Origin of the sequence: Gryllotalpicola protaetiae (assembly GCF_003627055.1) — a bacterium.
Taxonomy (GTDB): Bacteria; Actinomycetota; Actinomycetes; order Actinomycetales; family Microbacteriaceae; genus Gryllotalpicola; species Gryllotalpicola protaetiae.
This window is the reverse complement of sequence record NZ_CP032624.1, coordinates 1,225,341-1,248,887: the sequence shown is the minus strand read 5'-3', so window position 1 is coordinate 1,248,887 and position 23,547 is coordinate 1,225,341. Positions and strand designations below refer to the sequence as shown.

The 23,547-nt window shown below is 68.0% G+C and carries 25 protein-coding genes; 13 read left to right on the top strand and 12 right to left on the bottom strand.

What is annotated here, in order from left to right; all coding sequences use genetic code 11:
• Position 1 precedes the first annotated feature (1 nt).
• The 3 genes from D7I44_RS06155 (at position 2) to D7I44_RS06145 (ending at position 3,168) form a co-directional block, all read left to right on the top strand.
• Entirely contained in the window at positions 2–1,687 is a 1,686-nt protein-coding gene (locus tag D7I44_RS06155; protein ID WP_120788683.1) for a thiamine pyrophosphate-binding protein, read from the top strand.
• A gap of 2 nt (positions 1,688–1,689) precedes the next feature.
• Positions 1,690–2,454, top strand: coding sequence for an enoyl-CoA hydratase/isomerase family protein (locus D7I44_RS06150; RefSeq protein WP_120788682.1), 765 nt, complete (start codon positions 1,690–1,692; stop codon positions 2,452–2,454).
• Between the two features lie 78 nt (positions 2,455–2,532).
• Positions 2,533–3,168 carry a GntR family transcriptional regulator gene (locus tag D7I44_RS06145; protein WP_162940086.1) on the top strand — a complete coding sequence of 212 codons (636 nt, stop codon included), beginning with the start codon at positions 2,533–2,535 and terminating at the stop codon, positions 3,166–3,168.
• A 16-nt stretch (positions 3,169–3,184) separates the two neighbouring features.
• Here the strand turns inward: D7I44_RS06145 and D7I44_RS06140 are convergent, their stop codons facing one another.
• The 5 genes from D7I44_RS06140 to D7I44_RS06120 form a co-directional block, all read right to left on the bottom strand.
• A complete protein-coding gene (locus tag D7I44_RS06140; protein ID WP_162940085.1) occupies positions 3,185–4,657 on the bottom strand; it encodes a carboxylesterase/lipase family protein in 1,473 nt (490 codons plus the stop codon).
• Positions 4,654–5,580: an NAD(P)-dependent oxidoreductase gene (locus D7I44_RS06135; RefSeq protein ID WP_120788679.1), complete on the bottom strand. Its 927-nt coding sequence runs from the start codon at positions 5,578–5,580 to the stop codon at positions 4,654–4,656. The genes D7I44_RS06140 and D7I44_RS06135 overlap by 4 nt, the downstream gene beginning before the upstream one ends.
• Positions 5,577–6,854: a CaiB/BaiF CoA transferase family protein gene (locus D7I44_RS06130; protein WP_120788678.1), complete on the bottom strand. Its 1,278-nt coding sequence runs from the start codon at positions 6,852–6,854 to the stop codon at positions 5,577–5,579. The genes D7I44_RS06135 and D7I44_RS06130 overlap by 4 nt, the downstream gene beginning before the upstream one ends.
• A complete protein-coding gene (locus D7I44_RS06125) occupies positions 6,841–7,590 on the bottom strand; it encodes an enoyl-CoA hydratase/isomerase family protein (protein ID WP_120788677.1) in 750 nt (249 codons plus the stop codon). The genes D7I44_RS06130 and D7I44_RS06125 overlap by 14 nt, the downstream gene beginning before the upstream one ends.
• A 108-nt stretch (positions 7,591–7,698) precedes the next feature.
• The gene (locus D7I44_RS06120) at positions 7,699–9,864 is read right to left on the bottom strand and encodes an acetate--CoA ligase family protein (protein ID WP_120788676.1); all 2,166 of its coding nucleotides are present in this window, start codon (positions 9,862–9,864) and stop codon (positions 7,699–7,701) included.
• Positions 9,865–9,873: 9 nt separating this feature from the next.
• Here D7I44_RS06120 and D7I44_RS06115 point away from each other — a divergent pair, with 9 nt between their 5' ends.
• Together D7I44_RS06115 and D7I44_RS06110 are read left to right on the top strand one after the other, a co-directional pair.
• Positions 9,874–11,106, top strand: coding sequence for a thiolase domain-containing protein (locus D7I44_RS06115; RefSeq protein ID WP_245980057.1), 1,233 nt, complete (start codon positions 9,874–9,876; stop codon positions 11,104–11,106).
• Entirely contained in the window at positions 11,103–11,510 is a 408-nt protein-coding gene (locus tag D7I44_RS06110) for a Zn-ribbon domain-containing OB-fold protein (protein ID WP_120788674.1), read from the top strand. Before D7I44_RS06115 ends, D7I44_RS06110 begins: the two co-directional genes overlap by 4 nt.
• Before the next feature lie 31 nt (positions 11,511–11,541).
• Here the strand turns inward: D7I44_RS06110 and D7I44_RS06105 are convergent, their stop codons facing one another.
• The 4 genes from D7I44_RS06105 to D7I44_RS18405 all read right to left on the bottom strand — a co-directional run bounded on the left by D7I44_RS06105 (position 11,542) and on the right by D7I44_RS18405 (position 17,356).
• Positions 11,542–13,362 (bottom strand): ABC transporter permease, encoded by a 1,821-nt coding sequence (locus D7I44_RS06105; RefSeq protein WP_120788673.1) that lies wholly within the window; start codon positions 13,360–13,362, stop codon positions 11,542–11,544.
• Positions 13,362–14,549: an ABC transporter ATP-binding protein gene (locus D7I44_RS06100; RefSeq protein ID WP_120788672.1), complete on the bottom strand. Its 1,188-nt coding sequence runs from the start codon at positions 14,547–14,549 to the stop codon at positions 13,362–13,364. The genes D7I44_RS06105 and D7I44_RS06100 overlap by 1 nt, the downstream gene beginning before the upstream one ends.
• A complete protein-coding gene (locus tag D7I44_RS06095; protein WP_162940084.1) occupies positions 14,546–15,658 on the bottom strand; it encodes an ABC transporter substrate-binding protein in 1,113 nt (370 codons plus the stop codon). Before D7I44_RS06095 ends, D7I44_RS06100 begins: the two co-directional genes overlap by 4 nt.
• 768 nt (positions 15,659–16,426) lie before the next feature.
• A complete protein-coding gene (locus D7I44_RS18405) occupies positions 16,427–17,356 on the bottom strand; it encodes a hypothetical protein (protein WP_181445601.1) in 930 nt (309 codons plus the stop codon).
• 348 nt (positions 17,357–17,704) lie between these two features.
• Between D7I44_RS18405 and D7I44_RS06085 the strand changes: the two genes are divergently transcribed.
• Complete coding sequence (locus D7I44_RS06085; protein ID WP_120788670.1) at positions 17,705–18,811, top strand: ABC transporter ATP-binding protein; 1,107 nt, start codon at positions 17,705–17,707, stop codon at positions 18,809–18,811.
• A gap of 118 nt (positions 18,812–18,929) precedes the next feature.
• Here D7I44_RS06085 and D7I44_RS06080 read toward each other — a convergent pair whose 3' ends face one another.
• The 3 genes from D7I44_RS06080 to D7I44_RS06070 are packed head-to-tail and all read right to left on the bottom strand — an operon-like array spanning position 18,930 to position 20,484.
• On the bottom strand, positions 18,930–19,259 hold the full coding sequence (locus D7I44_RS06080; RefSeq protein WP_120788669.1) for a hypothetical protein: 330 nt from the start codon (positions 19,257–19,259) through the stop codon (positions 18,930–18,932).
• A complete protein-coding gene (locus D7I44_RS06075) occupies positions 19,256–19,891 on the bottom strand; it encodes an Asp23/Gls24 family envelope stress response protein (RefSeq protein WP_120788668.1) in 636 nt (211 codons plus the stop codon). Before D7I44_RS06075 ends, D7I44_RS06080 begins: the two co-directional genes overlap by 4 nt.
• The gene (locus D7I44_RS06070; protein ID WP_245980054.1) at positions 19,888–20,484 is read right to left on the bottom strand and encodes an RNA polymerase sigma factor; all 597 of its coding nucleotides are present in this window, start codon (positions 20,482–20,484) and stop codon (positions 19,888–19,890) included. The genes D7I44_RS06075 and D7I44_RS06070 overlap by 4 nt, the downstream gene beginning before the upstream one ends.
• Positions 20,485–20,711: 227 nt before the next feature.
• Between D7I44_RS06070 and D7I44_RS06065 the strand changes: the two genes are divergently transcribed.
• Genes D7I44_RS06065 through D7I44_RS06035 form a run of 7 tightly spaced genes read left to right on the top strand, consistent with a single transcriptional unit; the run spans position 20,712 to position 23,519 of the window.
• A complete protein-coding gene (locus D7I44_RS06065; RefSeq protein ID WP_120788667.1) occupies positions 20,712–21,149 on the top strand; it encodes an Asp23/Gls24 family envelope stress response protein in 438 nt (145 codons plus the stop codon).
• Positions 21,146–21,340, top strand: coding sequence for a hypothetical protein (locus D7I44_RS06060; RefSeq protein ID WP_342768602.1), 195 nt, complete (start codon positions 21,146–21,148; stop codon positions 21,338–21,340). Before D7I44_RS06065 ends, D7I44_RS06060 begins: the two co-directional genes overlap by 4 nt.
• On the top strand, positions 21,337–21,729 hold the full coding sequence (locus D7I44_RS06055) for a hypothetical protein (RefSeq protein ID WP_120788666.1): 393 nt from the start codon (positions 21,337–21,339) through the stop codon (positions 21,727–21,729). The genes D7I44_RS06060 and D7I44_RS06055 overlap by 4 nt, the downstream gene beginning before the upstream one ends.
• Positions 21,726–22,310, top strand: coding sequence for a DUF6286 domain-containing protein (locus tag D7I44_RS06050; RefSeq protein ID WP_162940083.1), 585 nt, complete (start codon positions 21,726–21,728; stop codon positions 22,308–22,310). Before D7I44_RS06055 ends, D7I44_RS06050 begins: the two co-directional genes overlap by 4 nt.
• Complete coding sequence (locus D7I44_RS06045) at positions 22,307–22,921, top strand: hypothetical protein (RefSeq protein WP_120788664.1); 615 nt, start codon at positions 22,307–22,309, stop codon at positions 22,919–22,921. The genes D7I44_RS06050 and D7I44_RS06045 overlap by 4 nt, the downstream gene beginning before the upstream one ends.
• Positions 22,922–22,953: 32 nt before the next feature.
• Positions 22,954–23,172 carry a hypothetical protein gene (locus D7I44_RS06040; RefSeq protein WP_120788663.1) on the top strand — a complete coding sequence of 73 codons (219 nt, stop codon included), beginning with the start codon at positions 22,954–22,956 and terminating at the stop codon, positions 23,170–23,172.
• Positions 23,169–23,519, top strand: coding sequence for a hypothetical protein (locus tag D7I44_RS06035; protein WP_120788662.1), 351 nt, complete (start codon positions 23,169–23,171; stop codon positions 23,517–23,519). The genes D7I44_RS06040 and D7I44_RS06035 overlap by 4 nt, the downstream gene beginning before the upstream one ends.
• Positions 23,520–23,547 lie beyond the last annotated feature (28 nt).

Below are 23,547 nucleotides of genomic sequence, written 5' to 3'. Positions count from 1 at the left end.
AATGGCGATAACCGGCGGCGAAGCGGTCGTGCGAGCGCTGAAGGCGCTCGGGGTGACGCAGGTGTTCGGAGTCGTCGGCACGGCGATGCTCGAGGTCTATGACGCGTTGCACGACGAGAGCGGCATCCGCTATGTCGGCGTACGGCACGAGCAGAACGCCGTGCACATGGCCGACGGCTATGCCCGCATCTCCGGGCGGCCCGGTGTCGTCTTCGCGGGGCAGCCGGGTCCGGGCGTGACGAACCTGATCAGCGGGCTCGCCGAGGCGCGGCTCGCGTTCTCACCGGTCGTGGTGATCGCCGGCGACACCTCGACGGCGCAGGTCGATCGCGACACCTTCCAGGAGGTCGACCAGAAGTCGATCCTCGCCCCGGTCACGAAGCGCACGGTGACCGTCACGTCGGCCGCACGCATCGGCGAGTACATCCGAGAGGCATTCCTCGTCGCGACCGCAGGACGCATGGGTCCGGTCGTCGTCAATATCCCGAGTGATCTGCTGTCGGCCTCTGTCGAGTCCGTCGAGTTGCCCGAGCTGCCGGCGCAGGCCGCATCGGCGCCCGACCCTGCTGCGGTCGAGTCGGCCGCGAGACTGCTCTCGGAAGCCCGTCGCCCGTTGATCCTCGCCGGAGCGGGCGTCACGTGGAGCCGAGGGAACGACGCGCTGCGCGCGTTCGCGGAGCGGCTCGGCGCTCCGGTCGCCGCATCGCCGGGCCACGGCGACGCGCTGCCGAACGATTTCCCTCTGTATGTCGGACAGGTGGGCCCGCGGGGCAATCCGGTCGCCACCGAGCTGCTGGAGCAGGCCGACGTGGTTCTCGCGCTGGGCACACGGCTCGCGTACAACACCACGCTCTTCAAGCGCAGCAGCCTGGCGCCGGACGTGCGCATCATCCAGACCGATGTCGAGGCGACGGCGCTCGCCCGCTACTTCCCGACCGCTCTGGCAGTCCCAGCCGACACGCGCGCGTTCCTTGAAGCGCTGTGCTCGGCCGACATCGAGGGTCAGCGCGATGCGCAGTGGATCCAGTCCGCGCGCACGCGCAGGGCTGAGCTGGTGGCGCAGCGCGTGCAATCGGCCGAGGAACACAGCGGCGCGCTCACCCCGGCAGTCGTCTATGCGGCGCTGAACGCGGTGCTCCCACGCGACACCATCGTCACGATCGACACCGGGACCATCTCACTGCACGCGGTTGACGGCATGCAGGTCTACCTGCCGCCGGCGCTGCTCACACCGCTTGACTTCGGAATCGTGGGCTTCTCGTACGCGGCCGGGCTCGGTGCCAAGCTCGCTGCGCCGTCCCGGCCCGTGTTGACCGTCATCGGCGACGGCGGCTTCAGCATGGCGCTCATCGAGCTTGCGACGGCCGCTGACGCCGGCATCCACACCATCACCGTGGTGGTTGACAACGGCAGCTGGGGCGCCGAGAAGGCCTATCAGCGCGACTTCTTCGAGGGACGCTACACGGGCTCGGAACTCGCGAACCCCGACTTCGCCATGATCGCCGCGGCGTACGGCGCACACGGCGTCACGGCGACGACCGTGGCGGAACTGCAGGATGCCGTTCGAGGCGCTCTTGACGCAGCGACCTCGACGGTGATCGCAGTTCCCGTCGACCCCGACAGCATCACGAGCTTCCGCAAGGACTCGTTCCCGCACCGCGTCGCCACTTCGTCGATCGGATCGTGACCATGGAACCAGAAGTGATCGTCTCCGAGACGAATGCCGCCGGCATCCGTCGACTGACGCTGAACCGGCCGGACAAGCGCAACGCGCTGACCCGCGAGATGTTCGACACTCTCATCCACGCCTTCACGAGATCACCCGATCCCGCCGAGCGAGTGACGGTGCTCGACGCCCGAGGCACCGTCTTCTGCGCCGGAGTAGACCTCGGCCAGCGCACCGAGGGAGGCGACCCTGAGGGCGCGAGCCCGCTCGAGCAGCTCTGTGCGGCGATCGCCGCGTACCCGCTGCCGGTTGTCGCGGTGTTGCAGGGTCATGCGATCGGCGGCGGCGGAATGATCGCGCTGCACTGCGATTTCGTGGTCGCGAGCGCCGACGCGCGCATCGGGAACTCAGCGGTTCAGCTGGGGCTCGTTCCGGCGTGGCCCGTGGCGCGTGCGGTGCTGGAGCGCGCGAGGTTCGCGAAGGCCGCGGAGCTGTTGCTGCTTGGAGACCTGATCGATGCGACAACCCTCGCAGCACGGAATCTCATCGCGGCTGCCGTCGATGCGTCGCAGCTGCAGACGACGGCTGACGCGCTGACGGCGCGGCTCGCGGCCAACGCCCCGCTGTCTCTGCGGGCGATCAAGGCGACTTTGAACGCGGACGATCGACTGCACTCGGACCACGCAGAAGTGCTTGCCGCGATCCGCGCGGCCCAGTTGAGCGACGACGCGCGTGAGGGGGTTCTCGCGCGCAAGGAGCGTCGCAGTCCGGTCTACAGAGGTATGTGACCGCGTTCGGTATGCTTCGGTATCCGGCCACATACCTATGGGGGTCCTATGCCGAGCAAGGCACAACCGAGCCAGACCATGACGAGTCCATCCGGGAGCACATACACGCTCATCCGCGACGCGGTTCTTGACGGTACCTACGAGCCGGGAGCGCCCTTGGTCGAGCTTGTTCTCGCCAAGCAATACGGGGTCAGCCGCACGCCTATCCGCGAAGCGCTGACACGCCTCGAGCAGGACGGCCTCGTGGTCAGGGGGGCGCGAGGACTTGTCGTGCGCGAGCGCAGCCCCGAAGAGATCCTGGACATCTATGAGGCTCGGCTCGTCCTCGAGGCGGCCGTGGTCGAGGCTGCGGCCAAGCGCCACACCCAGCTCGATCGCGTGCGCATCGAGAACGCCGTGCGCGGGTGCGAGGCAGCGACCGGCCATCCCGAGAAGATGGTCGCCGCGAACGACGCCTTCCATCGCGCGATCTGGCTCTCGAGCCACAATGAGGCCTTCATCGGACTCCTCGAACAGTTGCGTCTGCACCTCGTCCGCTACCCCGGGACGACGATCTCGTACCCGGGCCGGTGGGAGGAGTCGTTGGAAGAGCACCGCCAGATCACCAAGGCGATCGTCGATCGCGATTCCGACGCGGCCTCGCGGCTCGCCAGAGAGCACTTCGAGCACGCGCGTGACGTTCGCGTCAAGCTGTGGGAGAACGAGCTCAGCTGAGCGAATTCCGGGCGCATCAGGTCAGCAGTTGGATCCGCGGGATCTCGGCGGTCCACTGGTCCCACGGCGGAAGGCCGGCGCCGTTGGGGTCGCCCGTGCGGACGAAGTTCGACCAGTACCCACTCATCACCCGCGACAGCACTTCGCGCGCGGGTCCGGCGCCGACCAGCCACTCGTGGCCGGGCAGGTCGAACATGAACGGCAATTCAGCGCCGTGCGGCGCCATCGGCTCACCGGCGAAGGCGGTCTCTGCGGGCATCACGATGTCGTGCGCGAACTCGTAGTCCCAGATGGCCGCGGGGCTCTGGGCGTCTTTCAGTTCCAGCATCCGCTCTGTGCGCTCGCGCAGGCCGCGCGTGGAGATGTCGACGAGCAGCCGCGCCGAAGTGGCTCCGGGGCGCTGCGCGCGCGCGTGATCGATCAGCGTCCGGGCGTGGACCGCACCGGTGACCCCGGGGAGGCCGAGCACCCTTCGGTGCAGCTCGGCCTCGCCGATCCCGGCGAAGCTCGGGTCCGAATCCCACTTGAAGGTCGCGGCGTCGTCCTTCGCGACTCCGGTGAGCAGCGGGATGCCGGAGGCCGACGGTGCCGCGGCGTCGTCGAACGGGTGCACTGGCATGCCGGGCTCACCAACCGCAGGCCGGAAGCGGAGGCCGCCAGCGACGCGGCACAGTTCCGCGGCAGGCATCCGTCTCAGAGCACCGATGTCGCCTGTGGGGAGACCCGCCTTCCCCCAGAGCGCATCGGCCTGAATCTGCGCCTCTTCCAAAGTCATCGAGCGCAGCGTCACGACGCCGCTCATGATGATCGCTCGCTGGAACAGCCCACGAGCGGCCGGGAGGGCAAGCAGGCAGGCGACCTTGGATGCACCGCCCGAATGGCCGGCGATCGTGACATTGTGCGGGTCGCCGCCGAACGCGGCGATGTTGTCTCTGACCCACTCGAGGGCGAGGCGAAGATCCAGCAGGCCGGCGATCGCGGAGTCGTCCTCGCCGTCGACGTGGAGGTACCCGAGCACGCCCAAGCGATGGTTGACGGTGACGACGACCAGGCCGTGGTCGCGGGCGAGCCGGTCTCCTGTGGTGAGCGGGCTCGACCCGGAGCCCCACGAGAATCCGCCGCCATGCAGCCACACCAGCACCGGGCGGTTCGAGGTCCCGCCTGCCGATGTCCACACGTTGAGTCGCAGGCAGTCCTCGTGGAAAGGTATGGAGGCGTCGTAGCCGGCGTAGACGCTCCACAGCCGCGAGTTCGGGAAGTATTCACGGTCGGCGTCGGTCAGCGTCGGGTAGCTCGAGGGCCCATAGGTCGTGGCCGACCGAATGCCGCCCCACGGGGGAGCAGGCTCGGGCGGGCGGAAGCGCAGCTCGCCGACCGGCGGACTGCCGTAGGGGATGCCGAGGAACTGTGCGACACCGTCACGCACGGTCCCTTCCACGGTCCCAACTGATGTCTGCACGACCGGCGTCGCCTGGACCTCGGCGCTCACGCGGGCTCCCCGGGCTTGGCCGCTCCCGTGCGCAAGGTCGTTCCCGTCCATCCCTCCCATAGTGATGCGATCGCCGCATAGTCGTCACGACCCAGGCCGTGCGAGACGGCGATCTCGTACACGGTGTGGGCTGCCTGGACGCCGAACAGAGGAACGCCGTTCTTCTGGGCGAGCGCAAGCGCCAGGGTCGAATCCTTCCGCGCCGCCTCCATCGGCATCCCGCCTGCATAGTCGCCTGCGGCCACCCGCTCCATCAGCCGATGGGTGAGCGGTCGGAGAAGACCGGCGTCGGGTCGACCGAGCAGGGCACCGAAGGACTCGAGCGGAACCCCTGACGCGGCCAGCATGGTCGCCGACTCCACGAGAACCACCATGACGGCGTGCGACACCGCATTGTTGCCGATCTTCGCCGCCATGCCACCACCTGGGGCTCCGAAGCGAAGCTGATCGGCAGTCAGGGCATCGAGTACCGGTCCGGCTGCTCTCACGTCGTCATCGTCGCCACCGATCAGCAGGGTGGACGCGCCCTGCGCCATCTGCGCGACGCCGGAGAGGATCGCGGCGTCGACGAGCGGGATGCCCCGCGCCGCGCAGCGCGTGTGTGCGGCGACGACGTCTGAGGGCGAGACGGTGCTGGTCTCGATGATCACAGCGCCGGGAGCGAGCTCAGGCAGGAGCTCGTCGATCACCGCGGCGGAAATCGATGGCGATGGCAGCGAGAGGACGAAGAAGTCGGCTGCGGGGACGAGCCCGACCAGGCTCGACACCTCGGCTGCACCGGTCTTCTCAGACACGGTCCCGCGCCGGTCGCGGTCGAGGTCGAACACCGACAGCGAACATTTCGCGGCCAGGGTCTCCGCGATGGCCGCGCCCATGTTCCCGCAGCCGACCAGGCCGACCCGCAGCGCGGCGGCCGCCGTCATACCGTGCTCTCCTGACGGCTGGGCGACCACGACGCGATGACACCGGCCCGCTCGAGCCGGTCGATCTCGGCGTCGTCGAGCCCCGCGATCGACTCGAGGAGCTCCCTGGTGTGCTCGCCCGCCGCTGGTACCCGGCCTGGTGTGGCGAAGCCGCCCGGCTCGATCCTGATCGGGCTGCCGGGCGTCCGCACGACGGCACCCGTGTACGAGGGCACATCCCAGATGAGCTCGCGTGCGACGGCCTGCGGGGAATCGATGATGTCGAACGGGGTGGACACCGGCCCTGCAGGAACTCCGCCGGCGAGCAGCTCGTCGACGGCCTGCTGCCGGGTGCGCGAGCTCAGCCAGTCGGCGAGGGCAGTACCGAGGCGCCCGTCCATCGAGGCCGCGCGCTTGGTTCCGGTGTCGAGGTCGGATGCCTCGGCCAGTTCCGGCCGCCCGATGGCCTCGCAGAACCTGTGCCAGACCTTGTCGCCGAGCACAGCGATGCAGATGTATCCGTCCGCAGCCTCGAAGATGCCGAAGGGCGCCGTATACGTCAGGCGCCCGGCCGGGCGCACCTCGCGGCCAGTCGTCGCGGACATCGTGATCGCGTTCTCGTTGAGCGACACGAGGGCATCGAACATGGCCACGTCGATGTGCGCGCCCTCGCCGGTGCGCTCGCGGCGGAACAGCGCCATGCTGACGCCGGCGACCGCCATTGCCGCAGGGTAGAGGTCGCCGATCGGCGCGGACAGGCGCACCGGCGGCTCATCGAGGCGATTCGTGCGTCCGACCACGCCCGCAGACACCTCGGCGAGAATCGCGAACGCCGGGTCGGAGCGGTGAGGTCCCGCCGTCTGGCCGAAACCGGAGATCGAGCAATAGATGAGCCCCGGCGCGATCTCGCTGACGACGTCGTAGCCGAGGCCGAGCGCGTCGAGCACGCCGGGGCGGAAGTTCTCGACGATGACGTCGAACTGGGGAATCATCCGCAGCAGCAGGTCGCGGCCTTCCGTGGAACGGAAATCGACGCACAGGCTGCGCTTGCTGCGATTGAAGCGGTGGAAGTAGCCGGATGCCTCTCCATCGGGAGTCTCGATCTTGGGGTCGAGGAACCGCGTCGCCTCGCCGCCGATCGGCTCGACCTTCACGACGTCGGCGCCGGCGTCAGCCATGAGCATCGTCGTGTACGGTCCGGAAACGAAGCGCGTGAAATCCAGCACGCGGATCCCGCTGAGGGCGGGCGCCGCGGCGAAGTCGCCGCGGCGCCCGTTCAGGTCATTTGCCGGCATACACGGGCATCCGTCGTTCGAGCCGCGCCTTCACGCCTTCGCGGCCGTCCTCGCTGTCACGCGCCGTGTGAATCAGCTCGACCACGTTGTCGTGGTCGAGCTCTGCATAGTCCTTCGCAGCCAGCGTCGCCTTGATGGCTCGAAGGGAGAGCGGTGCGTTCTGGGCCAGGCGACCGATGATGCGCTCGGCTTCGGCCGAGAGGTCTTCGGCAGGCACCGCAGACGCGATCATGTTGGCGGCGGCCAGCCGCGACGCCTCCACAGGATCGCCCAGCAGCACGAGCTGGCGGGCGAATGCCGGGCCGGCCAGCTCGGCGAGCCGACGCGTCAGCGGCCACGGCGGCGCGAGGCCGATCTGGACGAGCGAGACCCATAGCCGCGCTTTCTCTGCGGCGACCACGAAGTCGCAGGCGAGTGCGAGGAACGCTCCGCCCGCGATCGCGTCGCCCTGCATGATCGCGACCACGGGAAGCGGGTAGGAGGAGATCGCCTCGCACAGGTCGTCGAGCGGCGGGGCGCCTTGGGCGAGCCGTTCGTTCAAGTCGATGCCTGAGCAGAAGACGTGCCCGACGGTCTGGATGACCGTCACACGTTCGCCGGCGGGCGGCGGCTGACGGAACAGCCCCTCAAGCTCCGCGAACATTGCGCGTGAGAGCGCATTGCGCTTGTCGGGGCGGTTGATCGTGATGCGTCGGACGGCCCCGTCCTGCTCGACGTCGACTTTGACTTCGTCCATCCCGGTTCCTCATTCTCCGGTCCTCCGGGGCTCGTCATCGAGTCTCCCGGGGCTGTCTGATCCAGCCTTGAATATGACTGTACACGACTGTATACAAACCGCAAGAGGTCAACCTGTTGCGGCCGGATCGCCGAGCACCACCCAGTCGACTGCGGTCGCGATGAGCCGCCCCGTTCCGTCTGGCGAGACGATCAGCGGATTGAAATCGGCTTCGGCGACGATGTCGCGACAGTCGGCGGCCAGCCGTGAGATCGCGGCGAGCGTCTCGGCTGCAGAGCTTGCGATCGCCGCGGCTGAAGTCGAGCTGTCGAGCGGATGCCTCACGGCGCGCAACTCGGCCGCGACGCGTTCGGCGTGCGAGGGCGACGCGGGCGGCAGGAGAGCCATCCCGTCGTCGATGAGCTCCGTGAGCACGCCGCCGCTCGCGATCAGCATGACGGTGCCGAAGGCAGGGTCCCGTGTGATGCCTGCAAGCAGCTCGCACCCGGCGCCCACCTGCTGCTGGACCACGAGGCCGCCGCGTCCCAGCCGTCCGCTGCTCAGGCCGCGCAGCGCGTCGATCGCGGAGCGCAGTTCGTCGCCATTGCTGATCCCCGTTCGCACCAGCCCGGCAGCGCTGCGATGGAGCAGCTCTGTCGATCGGGCTTTGAGGACGACCGGGTAGCCGAGCAGCTCCGCGGCGCGAAGCGCCTCGGCGGCGTTGTCGACCGTGCGCTCATGAGGAGTGGTGACGCCGTATGCCGCCAGCAGCTCTCGGCTGGCCTCGTCCGTGAGAAGCAGCGACCCATCCGCACGCGGGACCCACCGGGACCTGTCCGCGAGTGCCTGGGCGGCGGCGAGCTCGCGACGACGGTCGATCGCGTGCGAATGCGCCTCGGCGTCATCGCGCTCACCGAGCGCCGCGAGGGCGCCTGCCGTGACCAGGACGGCCGCCGCATCCACCGCTCGGGTCGGGTCGGGGAAGGCGGGCACGTGCGCTGCGGCCAGCTGCGACTCGAGGCCTGCCGACGCGCCTACCCATGACACGACGATCGGTGTGTCGCTCGCAGCCTGTGCTTCCGTGAGGATCTTCACCCGTTCTGCCTCGTCGCGTCGTCGGTTGGCGAGCAGCGCGACGATGACGCCGGTGTCGGGATGACTGGCTGCGGTGCGCACCGCGTGCTCGAACGCCCTGCTGTCCGATGTTGCGGTCACGTCTACCGGGTTGGCCGTCGAGGCGAGTGGGGGCAGGCCCCTGGCGAGCCGTTCGCGCCAGGGCGCGTCCCAACTCGCGAGTGCAAGCCCCGCATCCGCGCTCGCATCAGCGGCGAGCACCCCCGAACCGCCTGAAACCGTGACGATCGTGGCACCCGCGCGGGCGCCATGCGGGTGTGCCGCGAGTGCGCGGCCGGCGTCGAGCAGGCTCTGCAGGCTGCGCACCCTGATCACCCCGAGCTCGTCGGCGATGGACTCGAATACCCGGTGCTGCCCCGCCGCCGTGCCCGTGTGCGAAGCGGCCGCGCGCGCCCCGTGTGTCGACCGGCCCGTGTCGAGCATGACGATCGGTTTGGACAGCTGCTGTGCACGCCGCGCCGCCCTGACGAAGGCGTCGCCCGCAGTGAGCCCCTCGCTGCACACGAGCAGGCGCTCGACATCGTCCTGCTCGACCAGCGACTCGAGCATCTCGGCGAGTGTGACGTCGAACTCGTTCCCGGTGCTGACCCACCACGAGCAGCCGAGCCCGGCGGCATTGGCTGCGCCGAGCACACCGGAGCCGAAGCCGCCGCTGCGGGTGACGAGCGCGGCGTTCCCCGGCGCCGGCTCGAAGTCGTCGAGGACGCTGCCGAAGGTCGCCATGACCCCGGTCTCCGGGTGCACGAAGCCCAGGCAGTTGGGGCCCACGACACGCATTCCGCCCACGCCGATGCCGGGGATGCCGCGCAGCGCCGCCTCGTTGGCCGCACCGCGCTCGCCGAGCTCCCCGAAGCCGCCCGCAAACACGACGGTCGCCGTGACGCCGGCGGTGCGGCACATCTCGAGCTGGTCGGCGACATGATCGGCGGGTACGGCGAGGATGGCGAGTTCCACGCCGTCCGAGGCGGTCAGAGCGGGGACCGTGGGGATGCCGGCAACGACGCCGGCGGACCGCGAGACCGGAATGATGCGGCCGGAGAAGCCGAATCTGCGCAGGTAGGCGACCGTCTTGCCCGAGAGCTTCGTCTCATCCCGCGACGCCCCGACCACGGCTACGGTCCGCGGTGTCGCGAGGGCGCCCATTTCCCCTGTCGACAGCATCCTGCCTCCTTGTCGAACCGATCCAGCTTGACTGTATACTCACGTATACGCATGGATTCCGGAAGGGGACAGATGTCGATCAGGGGCAAAGCGCACATCGTCGGCGCATTCGAGCACCCGCTCCGCGAGATCCCAGGCGCGTCGATCGCACAGATCCATGCCGAGGTCGTCGTGGGTGCGTTGCGCGACGCGGGTCTGGAGTTGGCAGACGTCGACGGATACTTCTGCGCGATGGACGCGCCGGGCTTCGGAGCCGTGACCTTGTGCGAGTACATCGGGCTGCACCCATCGTTCCTCGACACCTCGGAGATGGGCGGCGCGTCCTATGTCTCTCACGTGGGGCACGCCGCCGCAGCGATCGCCGCCGGGAAGTGCTCGGTCGCGGTCATCTCGCTCGCGGGAAAGCCGCGAACGGGCGGTGCCCCTCCGGGAGGAAGCATGCGCGGTCCCGCGGCCCCAGAGGCGCCCTTCGAGCTTCCGTTCGGGCCGACCACGGTGTCGATGTACGCCATGGCGGCGCGGCGCCACATGTACGAGTACGGAACGACGTCGCGGCAGCTGGCCGAGATCAAGGTCGCGGCGGCACACCACGCTCAGTACAACCCGAACGCGTTCCTCCGGAAGCCGGTGACCGTCGACGAGGTGCTCGACTCGCGCATGGTCGCGGACCCGCTGCACTTGCTGGACTGCTGCGTCATCACCGATGGTGGCGGCGCGCTCGTTGTCGTCAGCTCTGAGATCGCGCGGGACCTGCCGCGACGCAGCGTGAAGGTTCTTGGCCACGGGGAAGCCGCGAAGCACACAGACAACGGACGCATCGATCTGAGCTACACGGGTGCACGGTTCTCCGGGCCACGCGCATTCGAGGAAGCGGGGCTCTCGCCTGCTGACATCGATTACGCCTCGATCTACGACTCGTTCACGATCACCGCACTGGAAGCCATCGAGGATCTCGGCTTCTGCGAAAAGGGCGACGGCGGTCGCTTCGTGGAAGACGGTGCGCTGCAGGCGCCATACGGCCGGCTGCCGTTCAACACCGATGGCGGCGGGCTCTGCAACAACCATCCGGCGAATCGCGGCGGGATGACGAAAGTGATCGAAGCGGTGCGCCAACTGCGCGGGGAAGCTGCGCCGGAGGTGCAGGTCCCCGACTGCGAGCTCGCGCTTGCGCATGGCACGGGGGGCTCGATCGGGAGTCGAATGGGCAGCGCGACCGTCATTCTGGGAGGTGAGGACGCATGAGCGGGCAGCTCCCGGCTCCGACGCCCGATATCTCGCCGGAAGCGGCGCCGTTCTGGGAGGGGACGGCTCGCGGCGAACTGCGCCTGCAGCGTTGCGGGCAATGCGGCACGGTCGTGTGGTACCCCCGCGGCCTCTGTCCGAGCTGTTCGAGCAGTGGGCTCGAGTGGTTCACGGCGACGGGGAGTGGGCGGATCTACAGCTTCAGCGTGAACCGTCGAGGCGACGGAGCCTTCCGCGAGGCGTCACCGTTCGTGCTGGCATACGTCGAGCTCGATGAGGGCCCGCGGGTGCTCACCAACATCGTCGGCGTCGACCCCGATGCGGTCGAGATCGACCTCCCCGTCCGGGCGGTCTTCGCCGACACCGGCGCCGGCACCGCGCTGCTGCGGTTCCGGCCGGCCTGAGCCCCCTGGCCCGAGGCCGCGAGCCCCGCCCTCAGCGGGTGACCGTGGCCGCTTCCTGTTTCGGGGCCACGCGCCCCGGCGCTTCGCCCACCCTGTCGCGGCGCCGAAGCAGGCGGATCGGCCAGCGCTGCGCGAAGGGCAGCCGTGAGCCGAAGATCAGCATGAACAGGCTGACGAACACAAGGTTCACCAGTGTGACGACGAGCGCCATGCTCGCCACCTGCGGGAAGGATCCGAAGTTGAACAGGTCGACCATCACATAGCCGACGACCGGCCTCGTGGTGCTCGCGAGGATCAGCGAGATGTTGTTCTCGCCCGCCACCAGCACGAACATCAGCAGGAATCCGGCAACGAGCGCCGGCCGAGTGAGCGGCGTCACGATGCTGCGGAAGGTGCGGGCGTCAGACGACCCGGCCATCGTCGCGGCCTCGATGACGTCGCTCCCGATCTCTTGGTGTGCGCCGGTCGTCAACACGGACGAGAACGGCAGGAACACCAGCAGATAGCCGATCAGGATGATCCAGGTCGTGCCCTCCAGATGGAAGGGGGCGCCGCCGAAGGTCACGAGGATCGCGACCGCGATAAGGATCTGCGCGATGACGACGGGGCTCTTGACCAGTGCGTCAACGACCCGCCCGGCCCGCGGGAACAGCCGTTGGCTGTAGCTGAGCACATGCGCCACCGCGATCATGATCAAGCCACCGCCGACGCCCAGCAGCAGCGACCACAGGATCGCCTGCGACGCCACCGGGTTCGAGAAGACGAGCTTCACGTTCGGGATCGGATTCCACGTCAGGGGCAGCACAAGCGACCAGAAGCTCACGCCCGAGACGTAGAGCAGTCCGAGCAGCGGGAACGCGACGGTGACCGCGACGTAGACGACGAAGATCAGTCGGCCGAGGAACTTGCCGCCGCGCCCGAGAGCAAGGCGCGCTTCGCCCGACGCCTTTCCGCCGATGACCGCAATGCGGCCGTTGGCCGCGCTGTTCCGCTGCAGCAGCCAGAGCCCGATGATCGGGACCAGGAGCAGCAGACCGACCAGGAAAGCGTCGGCGTACGCCGGCGGTGTTGTCGTGGTGACGAGATTCACCAGCGTCACCGACAGGACCGGGATGTTCGCATGGGTGCTGACCGTCACCGGCACGGCGACCATGATGAGTCCGACGATCGCGCAGAGGAAGTAGGCCGTGACCATCGCCGGTCGCAGAGCCGGAAGGGTGATGCGGAAGAGGATCTTCACGGGGCCGGCGCCCGCCATCCGAGCCGCTTCCTCGAGGCCGCGGTCGAGCGTGCGCATCGAGCTCGAGAGCACCAGGTACGCGAAGCCGCTGAGGAACACCGTGTAGAGGAAGATCATCCCGTACCAGGAGTAGATGTTGATCGGGCCTGTGATGAGCTTCACGCCGACACTCCCGAGCAGCTGCCTCAGGAGAACGTTGATGAGGCCGGACGACGGCGCCGTCAGGAAGACCCAGCCGAGCGGGAATGAGATCGCCGGCATAAGGAAAGGCACCAGGGGGAGCACTCGACCGACGATTCCGATCGAGGCGTCCGTGCGCTCGTTGAGCCACGCCAGGATTCCGGCGATCACCGTCGCGAGCGCGCACGAGACGCCGACGATCACGAGGGTGTCGATGATCGTCTTGACCATCACGGGGTTGCCGAACACCTGCGTGGCGTAGAAGTGGCCGATCCCCAGTCCGTACTTCTGCCAGGTCCACACGGCCAGACGCACGATCGTGACTGCCAGAGTGCCGACGACGATGGCCGCGACCACGAGGCTCACCACCTGGAATCCGCTGACCCGTCGAAGGTGGGCGGTGAGCGCGCTCGAACTGCGCGGTGCAGCCATCACGCCTCCCTCATCACGGTCAGGTGTCTGGGATCGATGAACACGGTGACGGGCGCGCCGTCCTCGAGACCGGCGGGCAGGTTCCCATCGCGGTCGGGGTGCACCCAGACCCGCATCCTGATCGCGCCAACCTGGACGACCGCCTCGGTGTGCGAGCCGAGGAACCGGATCGCCTCGAGGGTCCCCGCCCAGGTGTTGAGATCGGATTCCTGTGCCGGCCTTCCCGCGCTGACGGTGAAGTGCTCCGGGCGACCGAAGGCGACGGCTTTCTCGCCATCGCCCAACCCGGTCTCGCGCTGTGTCGTGTGCAGCCGGATACCGCCGAAAGTGCCTGCGCCGGCAATCGTCCCGTCGGGTGTGGCCTCCACCGTGAACGGGAGTTCGTTGCTCTGGCCGAGGAAGCGCGCCACATGGATGTCCGCGGGGCGGTGGTACATCTCGGACGGGCGGCCGAGTTGGGCGATGCGCCCAAGCGACATCACGGCGATCCTGTCGGCGAGCTCCATCGCCTCGCCCTGGTCGTGGGTGACGTAGATGGCTGTGAAGTCCAGCGCACGCTGCATGCGGATCAGCTCCAGTCGCAGTCGCTCGCGAACCTGTGCGTCGACGTTGGAGAGCGGCTCGTCGAACAGCACGATCCGACGCCCCACGACGAGGGCTCGCGCAAGGGCGAGGCGCTGCTGCTGGCCGCCGCTCATCTGGCCCGGGTAGCGGTCGCTGAGGTGACCGATGCCGACTTTCTCGAGGATGTCACGGACGCGAGCCGGGATCTCCGAGCGCTTCACCCCCGCGCATTTCAACGGGAACGCGACGTTCCGCGCGGCCGTCATGTGCGGCCAGAGCGCGTACGACTGGAAGATCATGCTGACCGGCCGGCGTTTCGCATCCGTGCTTAGATGGCGGCTCGCGTCGTAGACGTCCTCGCCCGCGATCTGAATCGAGCCGCTCTCCGGCTCTTCGAGGCCTGCGATCGACCGCAGCAGGGTCGTCTTCCCGCACCCGCTGGGACCGAGCAGGACGAGGAACTCGCCTTGGCGCACATCCAGGTCGATGTCTTTCAGCGCCCAGTCGTCGCCGCTGTGCGGGGTTCGCGCTTTGGTGTAGGACTTCGCGAGCCCTCGGATCCGGATGACGGCGTCGGTCTGGTCGGCGGTCGGGCGATCGAGCAGTGCGGTGGGCGTTGTCATTTGTTGAGTCCGAGGAGGTTGAGGATGCGGGTTTCTTCGGTGGTGGGGATGTTCTCGTTGGTGGTGAGGTCGACGAAGTCTTTGGTGATGGGGGGTGCGCCGGGGATGGTGACGGCGGGTAGGACGGAGGGGGAGAGGGTGGCGCCGTTGAAGAGTTGTTGGCCTTGGTCGGTCAGGAGCCAGTTGATGAACAGGCGTCCGCCGGCGGGGTTGCCGGAGTGGGCGGAGACTCCGGCGTTCCACGCGAAGCCGACGTCGACGGGTTTGAGGTAGGTGATCGGCTGGGTGACCGGCGCGTTGGGGGCGGTGCTGATCAGGGGCGAGACGTGGCCCTGGTTGATGCCGAACGCGAGGGTCTTCTCCCCGGCGGCGACCTCCTGGACGCCGGTGACCAGGGAGGGGGCCCATTCCACGTCCTGCTGGGCGATCTTCTGCAGGTAGGAGTCGCCGAGCTTCTTGTCCAGCGCCTGCCACTGGGCCAGGACGACGGGGATGGTGCGCGGGTCGTCGGTGACCATCTTGCCCTTCCACTTCGCGTCGGTGAGCTGCTGCCAGGTCGTCGGGGCGCCGGAGGTCACCAGCTGGGTGTTCACCGCCAGGCCGCTGAGCCGGGAGGTGCCGACTCCCACCGAGCCGTCGTACTGGAACGTCTTGGGCAGCTGGGCGATGTTCGGCACCTGCGCGCTCGTCATCGGCAGCAGCCAGCCCTTGCTGAGCCCGTCGGCGAAGAACGGCTCGTTCGCGGCGATCACCACGTCCGCGACCGGTTTGCCGGCCTGCGCCTCGGCCGTGTAGCGGGCCACCAGCGGGCCGGAGACCAGGCGGGTGACCTGCACCGGGATGCCGTAGAGCTGCTGGAACTGGTTCGCGAGCGTCGCGGCCGTCGTCGGGTCCACCGAGGTGTACAGCTGCACCTTCCCGCCCTGCTTGGCCTGCGCGATCAGCGCCTGCTCCGCCGCGGAGTCCGGCGTGGCCGACACGCTCGGCGCCGCCGAGCTCGCCGCCGGCGTCGAGGCCGCCTGCGAGCACGCCGCCAACACCGCCGCGGCCACAGGCAGCATCCCCGCGACCACCCAGCGCCGCCACCGGCGCCCCACACTCATACCCATCACAACCTCCTTGTTGCAACCCGGGTCCGCATACGACTGTATACAATGGGCGCGCAGTGTCAAGGAATGGCCGACGTCGGCTCATTTTCGAGGCAGATTGATAGCTGGGGAATCGCAATGTTGCGCGTAGCCGCTTGTTCGGCCGCGGTTCTCGGCGCGACGAGCGGGATTCGAGCCCGTAGCCGCCGGTCTGGCCGCGATTAAGGCTTGGTCGATGAACGCGAGACAGCAACATCGACCGACAGCAACCACCGTGTCGGGCGGGAGGTGGCATAGCAGCGTCATCCCGCCGGGGTGGAGCTCGCCCAGCCAGCGGGCGCGACGCTTCCTGATAATCCGAGCGCAGTAGCGGTGTGCGCCTATCTGATCGCGGCGCTGAGTGAGATCGTCATCCCACTGCCGAGTGCGTTGCTCATCTGCGCATTGTGCGGCAGTCTAGGCACGGGTCGTGCGCTTGTCCCCGCGTCAAGCTGCGTACCGCAGCCGATGTGTTCAGCTATGTCGCATCCTTCGCTGGTGCGGGGCAGGCGACTCCATCTGGACGCCGGCGGCTATGGCTGCCGCGACGCAGTCGGACATTCACAGCGCACGTTCTGTCCGTCGTCGACGCCTTCGACCCGGAGCTCGGCCGCGATGCCGTGTGGCCGAGTACGTCGAGATCGGTAGGCGAGGCTCTTCGACCGGCCGGTGTGGTCGCCCGGCCATCGGCGCGCGCAGCTCTGTGCCGACCGCTCGGCGGTCGCGAGGTGGATCTGTGTCGTCGGTGGCTCAGCCTGACGGCTGAGTGCGGGCCTGGCGGCCGGCAGCGGCGCTACCGCCCTCGTCTTCCCACTCGCCGAGTTCCGACGGCTGCGATGGTGCGTCCTTCTCCTGGTCTCTTGCCGAGGGTGCGGACTCGGCAGGCGCGGAGAAGCTGATCGCTGCGGCCGCGGACTGGACGTATTCCGCGCGTTGCTGCTCCTGCTGGGCGAGTCGCGTCGCTTCCGCTGCCGTTTCGGCGTCATGCGCCGTGGCGGTGTGGGTGATCTCGGCGAGGAGGGCTACCGTGACCGCGGCGAGCCCTTCGGCGAGTTCGGCGAGGTTCGTGTCGTGGATCTCGAGTCTGCGGTCTCGCGTCTTCAGGGTCACGGCCGTGTAGCCTGCTTCGTCGATCCGGGCTCGGGCAGCGGGGCCGTCGATCAGAGCCAGCTCGGTCCGGGTGGGCGGACGGGTGAACTCAGCGGTGACGGTGTAGCGGCGGGAAGCGAACTCCGTGCCGAGCGCGGAAGGCAGGAGTGCCGGGACCAGGCGAGCCAACCCCAGTTCGTCGCTCGGCTGCGCAGTGCCGGTCGGGTTCAGCGAGATGGCATCGACGAGCTCGCGTACCGAGGCCGCGCGTTGTGCGTTGCGCTGGTCCTGGTCAATGACTTCGTCATCGGCCATGTGCGTGCGTGCTTCGTCGTTGGCGCTGATGCGTGCGAGCATCCCGGCTACGACCCTCGCCAAGCCGTTCCCGAGTTCCTCAAGGCTGGTGTTGCCGATCTCGAGCCGTCGGTCGCTGACCTTGAGGGTGACCTGCGGGTAGTGGGCGTTTTCCAGTGCTGCGCGCGTTTCGGGGCCGTTGATCGCGTCGATCTCGCCTGCGGTCGGGCGGCGTGTGAAGACGACGGAGACGGTGTAGTGCTCCGGGCCGCCGGCTGTGTGCACGGTTCCGGGCAAGAGGTCGGTAAGGATGCTGCGCAGCCCTAAGGCTTCAGGGTCGCCTGGCCGGGACGTTGTCACAGGCCGCGTTGTCTGACTCATGACCGGAAGCTACGCGCTCGGGATGTGTGCCCTCACAGCCTGGGCTCGCGACGTTGGTGTGCATACGCCGGGATTCGTTCGCCCGATGACGGATCGGGTTTACTGTGAGCTCAGGCGGTCGGTTCCATGCCGACGTCGGAGGTCCGAACTGCATCAGTTCCCGCCTTTCCCGGAGGAACTGATGAGCGCAGTCGCGACCGTGGTCTCCCACGCGCGGAGGCGTCGTTGCATTCCATCGGGGTTTCATCGAACGAGAGACTTCCCATGGCAACAGTGACCTTTGACGACGCCACCCGCGTCTACCCCGGCTCGACCACGCCAGCGGTCGACTCCCTGAGCATCGACGTCGCCGATGGCGAGTTCCTGGTCCTTGTGGGCCCTTCCGGATGCGGCAAGTCGACGTCGCTCCGCATGTTGGCGGGTCTCGAAGAGGTCAACAGCGGCAACATCTTCATCGGGGAGCGCAACGTCACCGACGTCCCGCCGAAGGACCGTGACATCGCCATGGTGTTCCAGAACTACGCGCTGTACCCGCACATGACCGTCGCGGAGAACATGGGCTTCGCGCTGCGCATCGCCGGCGTCGCGAAGGAGGAGCGCAACCAGCGTGTCCGCGAGGCCGCGAAGATGCTGGACCTCGAGCCCTACCTGGACCGCAAGCCGAAGGCCCTCTCGGGTGGTCAGCGTCAGCGCGTCGCGATGGGCCGCGCCATCGTCCGCAGCCCCCAGGTGTTCCTCATGGACGAGCCGCTGTCGAACCTCGACGCCAAGCTGCGCGTTCAGACCCGCACCCAGATCGCCTCGCTGACCCGCCGTCTCGGCGTGACCACGGTCTACGTCACCCACGACCAGACCGAGGCGCTGACCATGGGCGACCGCATCGCCGTCCTGAAGGACGGCGTGCTGCAGCAGGTCGGCACCCCGCGCGAGCTGTACGCAGACCCGAAGAACGTCTTCGTCGCCGGCTTCATCGGCTCGCCCGCCATGAACCTGTTCGCCGCCGATGTCACCGAGGGCGGCGTCAAATTCGGCACCGCTGTCATCCCTGTGTCACGGCAGGTGCTGGCCGGCGCTGGATCGCGGGTCACGATCGGTGTGCGTCCCGAAAATGTCATCGTTTCGACGACGCAGAGCATCGGCCTGCCGGTCATCGTCGACCTCGTCGAGGAGCTCGGCGCCGACGGCTACCTCTACGGCCACGCCGCAGACGACGTCGCAGAGGTGAACACGCTGACCGACATCGTCGTCCGCGTCGACGGCCGGGTGCACCCCAATGCCGGCGACACGGTCTACTTCATGCCTCAAGCCGCCCACGTGCACGTCTTCGACCCGGAGACCGGCGCGCGACTCAGTGACGCTATCGCCGCCTAGCGCATCAGCCCGAGGCTCAGCGAAGGCGCAGTCGGACGCGGCAGCCGAGCCTCGGCCACACGTTCGGATCTTGGCTGTGGGTGACCCCGGCGTCGTTCCCGGACTTGCGCAACAGCGATCAGGAGATGCTGGCGATCTTGACGGAGATGGTGGCGGGGAGCTTGACGCTTGCGGCCGCTAGTTCGGATGCGATCTGATCGTGAAGATTCCGGCAGACGGCCGTGGCGGGACGCTCTCCGGTGACCCCAACGGAGACGGTGACCGTGGTGCCCACGTTGGTTTCCGTGACGATGACAGTCGGCGGTTGGGTTTCCTGGCCCTTCAGGGTGTCCGCAACGCGGCCGCCGATCTTGCGCAGAGTCGACTGCGTGGGGTAGATGATGTGGACGTCCGGGTCGCCGAGGATCACGGCAGTCAACCGGGCCTGGAGCGTTGTGGTGGCGGTCATGGCTGAGTGTCCCCTGCTGCCTGGTCGGCGCGGGAGAAGCGGACGTCCTGGACGGTGATGTGGATGGCGTCGATGTTCAGTTCGGTGTGCTTGGCCAGCTGGAGGTGGATTGCCTCCCGCGCGCGGTCGGAGGCCTCCGGGATGCTGCGGCCCCACGCGACGCTGATATCGACGGTTATGGTGATGGGAGCCCCGGGGGTGGTGACATCGCCGTCGATTTGGCAGCGTCCCACGATGACTTCCGAAACGCTGTCTCCGGCGGCGCGCACCATTCCACGCACAGCGCCTTCGGTCATCGTGAGATGCGCGGTGGGCGCCGGGTGGGCGATGGGGATGTCGCGTCCGGCTCGAGCCTCCAGTGCGATGCGGTCCATGATGTTGCGCACCCAGCTGTCAGGGGGTGCGGGTTCTGCGGCGGCTTGGACTTCGAGGACGTGCGTTGTCAGCTCGCGCAGCCGTCCGAGCGCGGTCAATGCGATCTGACAGCCGGGCGAGGATTCGATGGAGAAGTTGGTGGGGGTGCGCTCGGCGTCGAGATAGGCGCTGAGCTCCTCGATGGTGTGACCGTCGAGATTCGCCGGATTCAACGCATCGGTGACGCCGGGGTCGTAGGGGGACTGCGGATCTGTCATCGCCAGGCCTGCATTTCTCGTGCCATGTTCACTCGAGCCCGGGAGATCAACCCGCGGACCGTGCTCTCGGGGATCTCCAAGTCGGCAGCGATCTCTCGGTAACTGTACTCGGCCACTTCCTTCAAGAGCCAACAACGTCGCTGCCCGGCGGGCAGGGAGGCGAGGGCCGCTCCCACAGCGTCGGCAAGGGACCGGGCTTGCGCCACCTGAGCTGGCGACGCCGCCGCCTCGGCGGGTGGGTCGTAGTCGATGATGTCCTCGTGCTCGTGGCGGGCGCGAAGCCGGTCGATGCTGCGTCGGCTCACGATTCGCATCAGCCAGCCTTTGACGGCTCCCGGGTCCTCCAGCAATTCCAGCTGCTGCCATGCGGTGACGAACGCTTCCTGCACCACGTCGTCGACTTCATCGTTGGTGCCGAGGATACTTCGGGCGTAGACGCGCATCAGGGTGCTGTACCGGCGCACCAGGACCTCGAACGCGCGTGGGTCGCCGTCGGCGGCACGGCCGGCGACCACACGGTCGTGCGCTTCCGCGAGCGAGTCCTTGGGTCTCAGGCCGTCGAGGTGGGACTGGGCGTGGCTCTCGTCCTTCACCGTTACACCTTCCGCCCGCCAGCATCGACGGAACAAGGATGCCGCCCTGTTCACGCGACGGCATGGGATCTCCAGCGATTACCCAGTTGCTCACAGTGCGGCGCCGCCGAGCCCTCGCCGAAGTTCTTTCAGCCTATTCCGTGACGAATGCACTCCGGGTCACGTCTCACTAGTAGGAGCCTCGATCGGGTCTCCCCAACAACAGCGAAGGAAAGAGAGACCGCCTCATGGCGAATGCAACCGTCACCCCCGTCACCGCTACCATCTCAACGACCGAATCCGGCACGACCGTCATCAACGACGGCGTCATCGCCAAGGTTGCGGGCATCGCCGCCCGCGAAGTTCCCGGCGTGCATGCGCTCGGCGGTGGAGCTGCTCGCGCATTCGGTGCGATCCGCGACGCGATCAATACCACCGATCTCGGACAGGGCATCAGTGTGGAGGTGGGCGAGAAGCAGGTTGCGGTCGACGTGACCTTGGTCGCCGACTATCCCGTGGCCCTCCAGGATGTCGCTGAACGAGTCCGCGCCGCTGTGACGACCGCGATTCAGACCCTGGTGGGGATGGACGTGACCGAGGTGAACATCACCGTCAACGATGTGCACATCCCCTCCGACGACGACACGGCTGACACCGGCAGTGGCATTGGGGCGCGGATCCAGTGATCAGCGCCACCAAGGTCGGGATCTTCGTCGGTGCGATCCTCGCCGTCGTCTGGTTCGCACTCGGGTTCTGGGCGTTCTTCTTCGCGGCCATCGCGATGATCCTGGGCGCGCTCGTCGGCCGGATCATCGACGGGAAGCTCGACATGCGCTCACTCGTTGACACCTTCCGCGGCAAGCGCACCTCATCATGAGCCTCGCTGCCGCCGCACCGGTCGTGGACCCGGGTACGAGCACCGGTCGCGGGCGCACCACGATCGTGCCGCGTGCCTTGGACCGGGTGGTCGCCGCCGTGACCGCAGACACCTTCGGTGTCGCAGCGCGGACGGTGCACGTGGATCTTTCCGACCGCGATGGGCTCCTCGCGATGCGGGTTCGCACACCCATTCGGATCGTGTCCCTCGAACGGGTGAAGCAGGTGTCGGCCGTCGTTGAGACGAGCGGCGGAACCGTGCTCCAGCAGGCAGCCAACGGGCAGAAGACCATCAATGCGCGAGTCACCGCCCTCACCGGCGCTGAGATCGCGCACATCACGGTCGAATTGACCGGCATCGAGGTCCATCGGGAGAAGAGGGTCACATGAGCGCGCCAGCTCCCTACCCGTATCGGCGGATCCTCCGTCGCGAAACGCATTCATCACGCGCGGTCCTGGCCATTGCCGTCGCTATCGGGGTGATCTTGCTGTGCCTGTACGTCGGCACCGAGATCATCCTGATGTTGCTGAATCGTCGAGCGCTCCTGGCGGCACCGCAGGACCAGCTCACTGCGCTCAGCAGGCTGGGGTCGACCCCGATCACGGCTCCGGTCACGATCGGTGTTCTCCTGGCGCTCGTCGGCCTCCTGCTGCTCATCGGCGCACTTACTCAGGGCCGTCGCGCCCGCCATCAGCTACCCTCCGGCCGCGCGGCGGTCCTTGTGGACAACGAGGTCATCGCGTCCGCCCTCGCGCGCCACGCCGCGCACGCGGGGAACGTGCACCCGGACAACACCGTCGTCAGCGTGTCGGCACGCCACGCGATCGTGCGCCTGACCCCCACGAGCGGAACGCCCGTCCAACGCGGCGCCGTCGAACGCGCCGTGCAGGAACAGCTGACCGGACTGGAACTGTACCCGCCGATACGCGCCTCGGTCGTCATCAACGCGAAGGGGAGGGTCGGGAGATGAACAACACCAACCGCGCCCTGAACCGGGCCGTGGTCATCGTGATCGGATTGCTGACGCTCCTGGTCGGTGCTGCGCTCATCGCAATCGCGACTGCCCCAGGGGTCCGCGACGGCTACCGCACCGCTGCGCCGCGGATTCACGGAGGCATCACGGGCTGGTTCAGGACCACCCCGCTGTTCGGAACCGGAACCAGCTGGGGATGGATTCTTGTCGTCGCTGCCCTCGTGCTGATCGTCGTGCTTCTCCTGGCTTTCATCTTTCGCCAAGGCCACGGCCACTACGACGTCCTCCTGCGCGAGGACACCACCTCCAGCGGATCCACCGTCATCGGCGCCGGCGTCGCAGAACAAGCGATCCAGCATGACCTCGACGACCGAGCCGAGATCCTCGCCTCCCACATCTCGACCTACGACGTCCGCGGGACGACCGTGCTCAAGATCTCAGTCACCTGCCGCCGAGGCGAGTCGCCGCGGCAACTCGCCCAGCAGGTCGAGCACACACTGGCTGCGCTGGACACCCTCCTCGGACGGCAGATCCCGGCCCTGATCCAGATCAGCGGCGGCTTTCGCTCCAGCCTTGTCCGCCGAACCCGCGTCTCGCGCACCCGATAACCGTCATCCCACCCACCGAAAGAAGAGACAACATGCACAAGTTCGTCACCTGGCTCGGTCTCGGCGTCCTCGCCCTGGCCGCCTACTCTTACGGCGCGAAAGCCGGCCGGGGCCGCTACCTGGAGATCAAAGCCGCCGTCGACGCGGTCCGGCACGACCCGCAGGTCAGGAAAGCCCGCAACCGCGCCCTCAAACGCGCACACAAGGCCGTCGCATCGGCCACCAAGCATGCCAAGCAGATCGGACGATGACCGCCATGAGCGACAACTACACGCCGCCGAACCCCATCAATAGCGCCGCCGAACATGCGCGCGAGGCGGTGAACACGGTCGGCAGCGCCGCCTCTGATCTCGTCGGCAAAGCATCCGAGGCAGCCTCCGGCGCACTTGACTCCGCACGCGACACAGCCAACAACGCGGTCGACACCGCACAGCAAGGCGTGTCGACAGGCCTGGGCTACGCCGTCAAGACGGTCGCCGAGATCGGCGACAAAGCGGCCCGCAACGTGAAGAGCCACCCAGCCCGGACCGCGCTGATCGCAGCGGGCGTCGTCATCGCAGCGTTCGTTGTCGGCGTGATCACGTCCAGACGCGCCTAACGCCGCACCCGAATCGCCACGTGAAAGG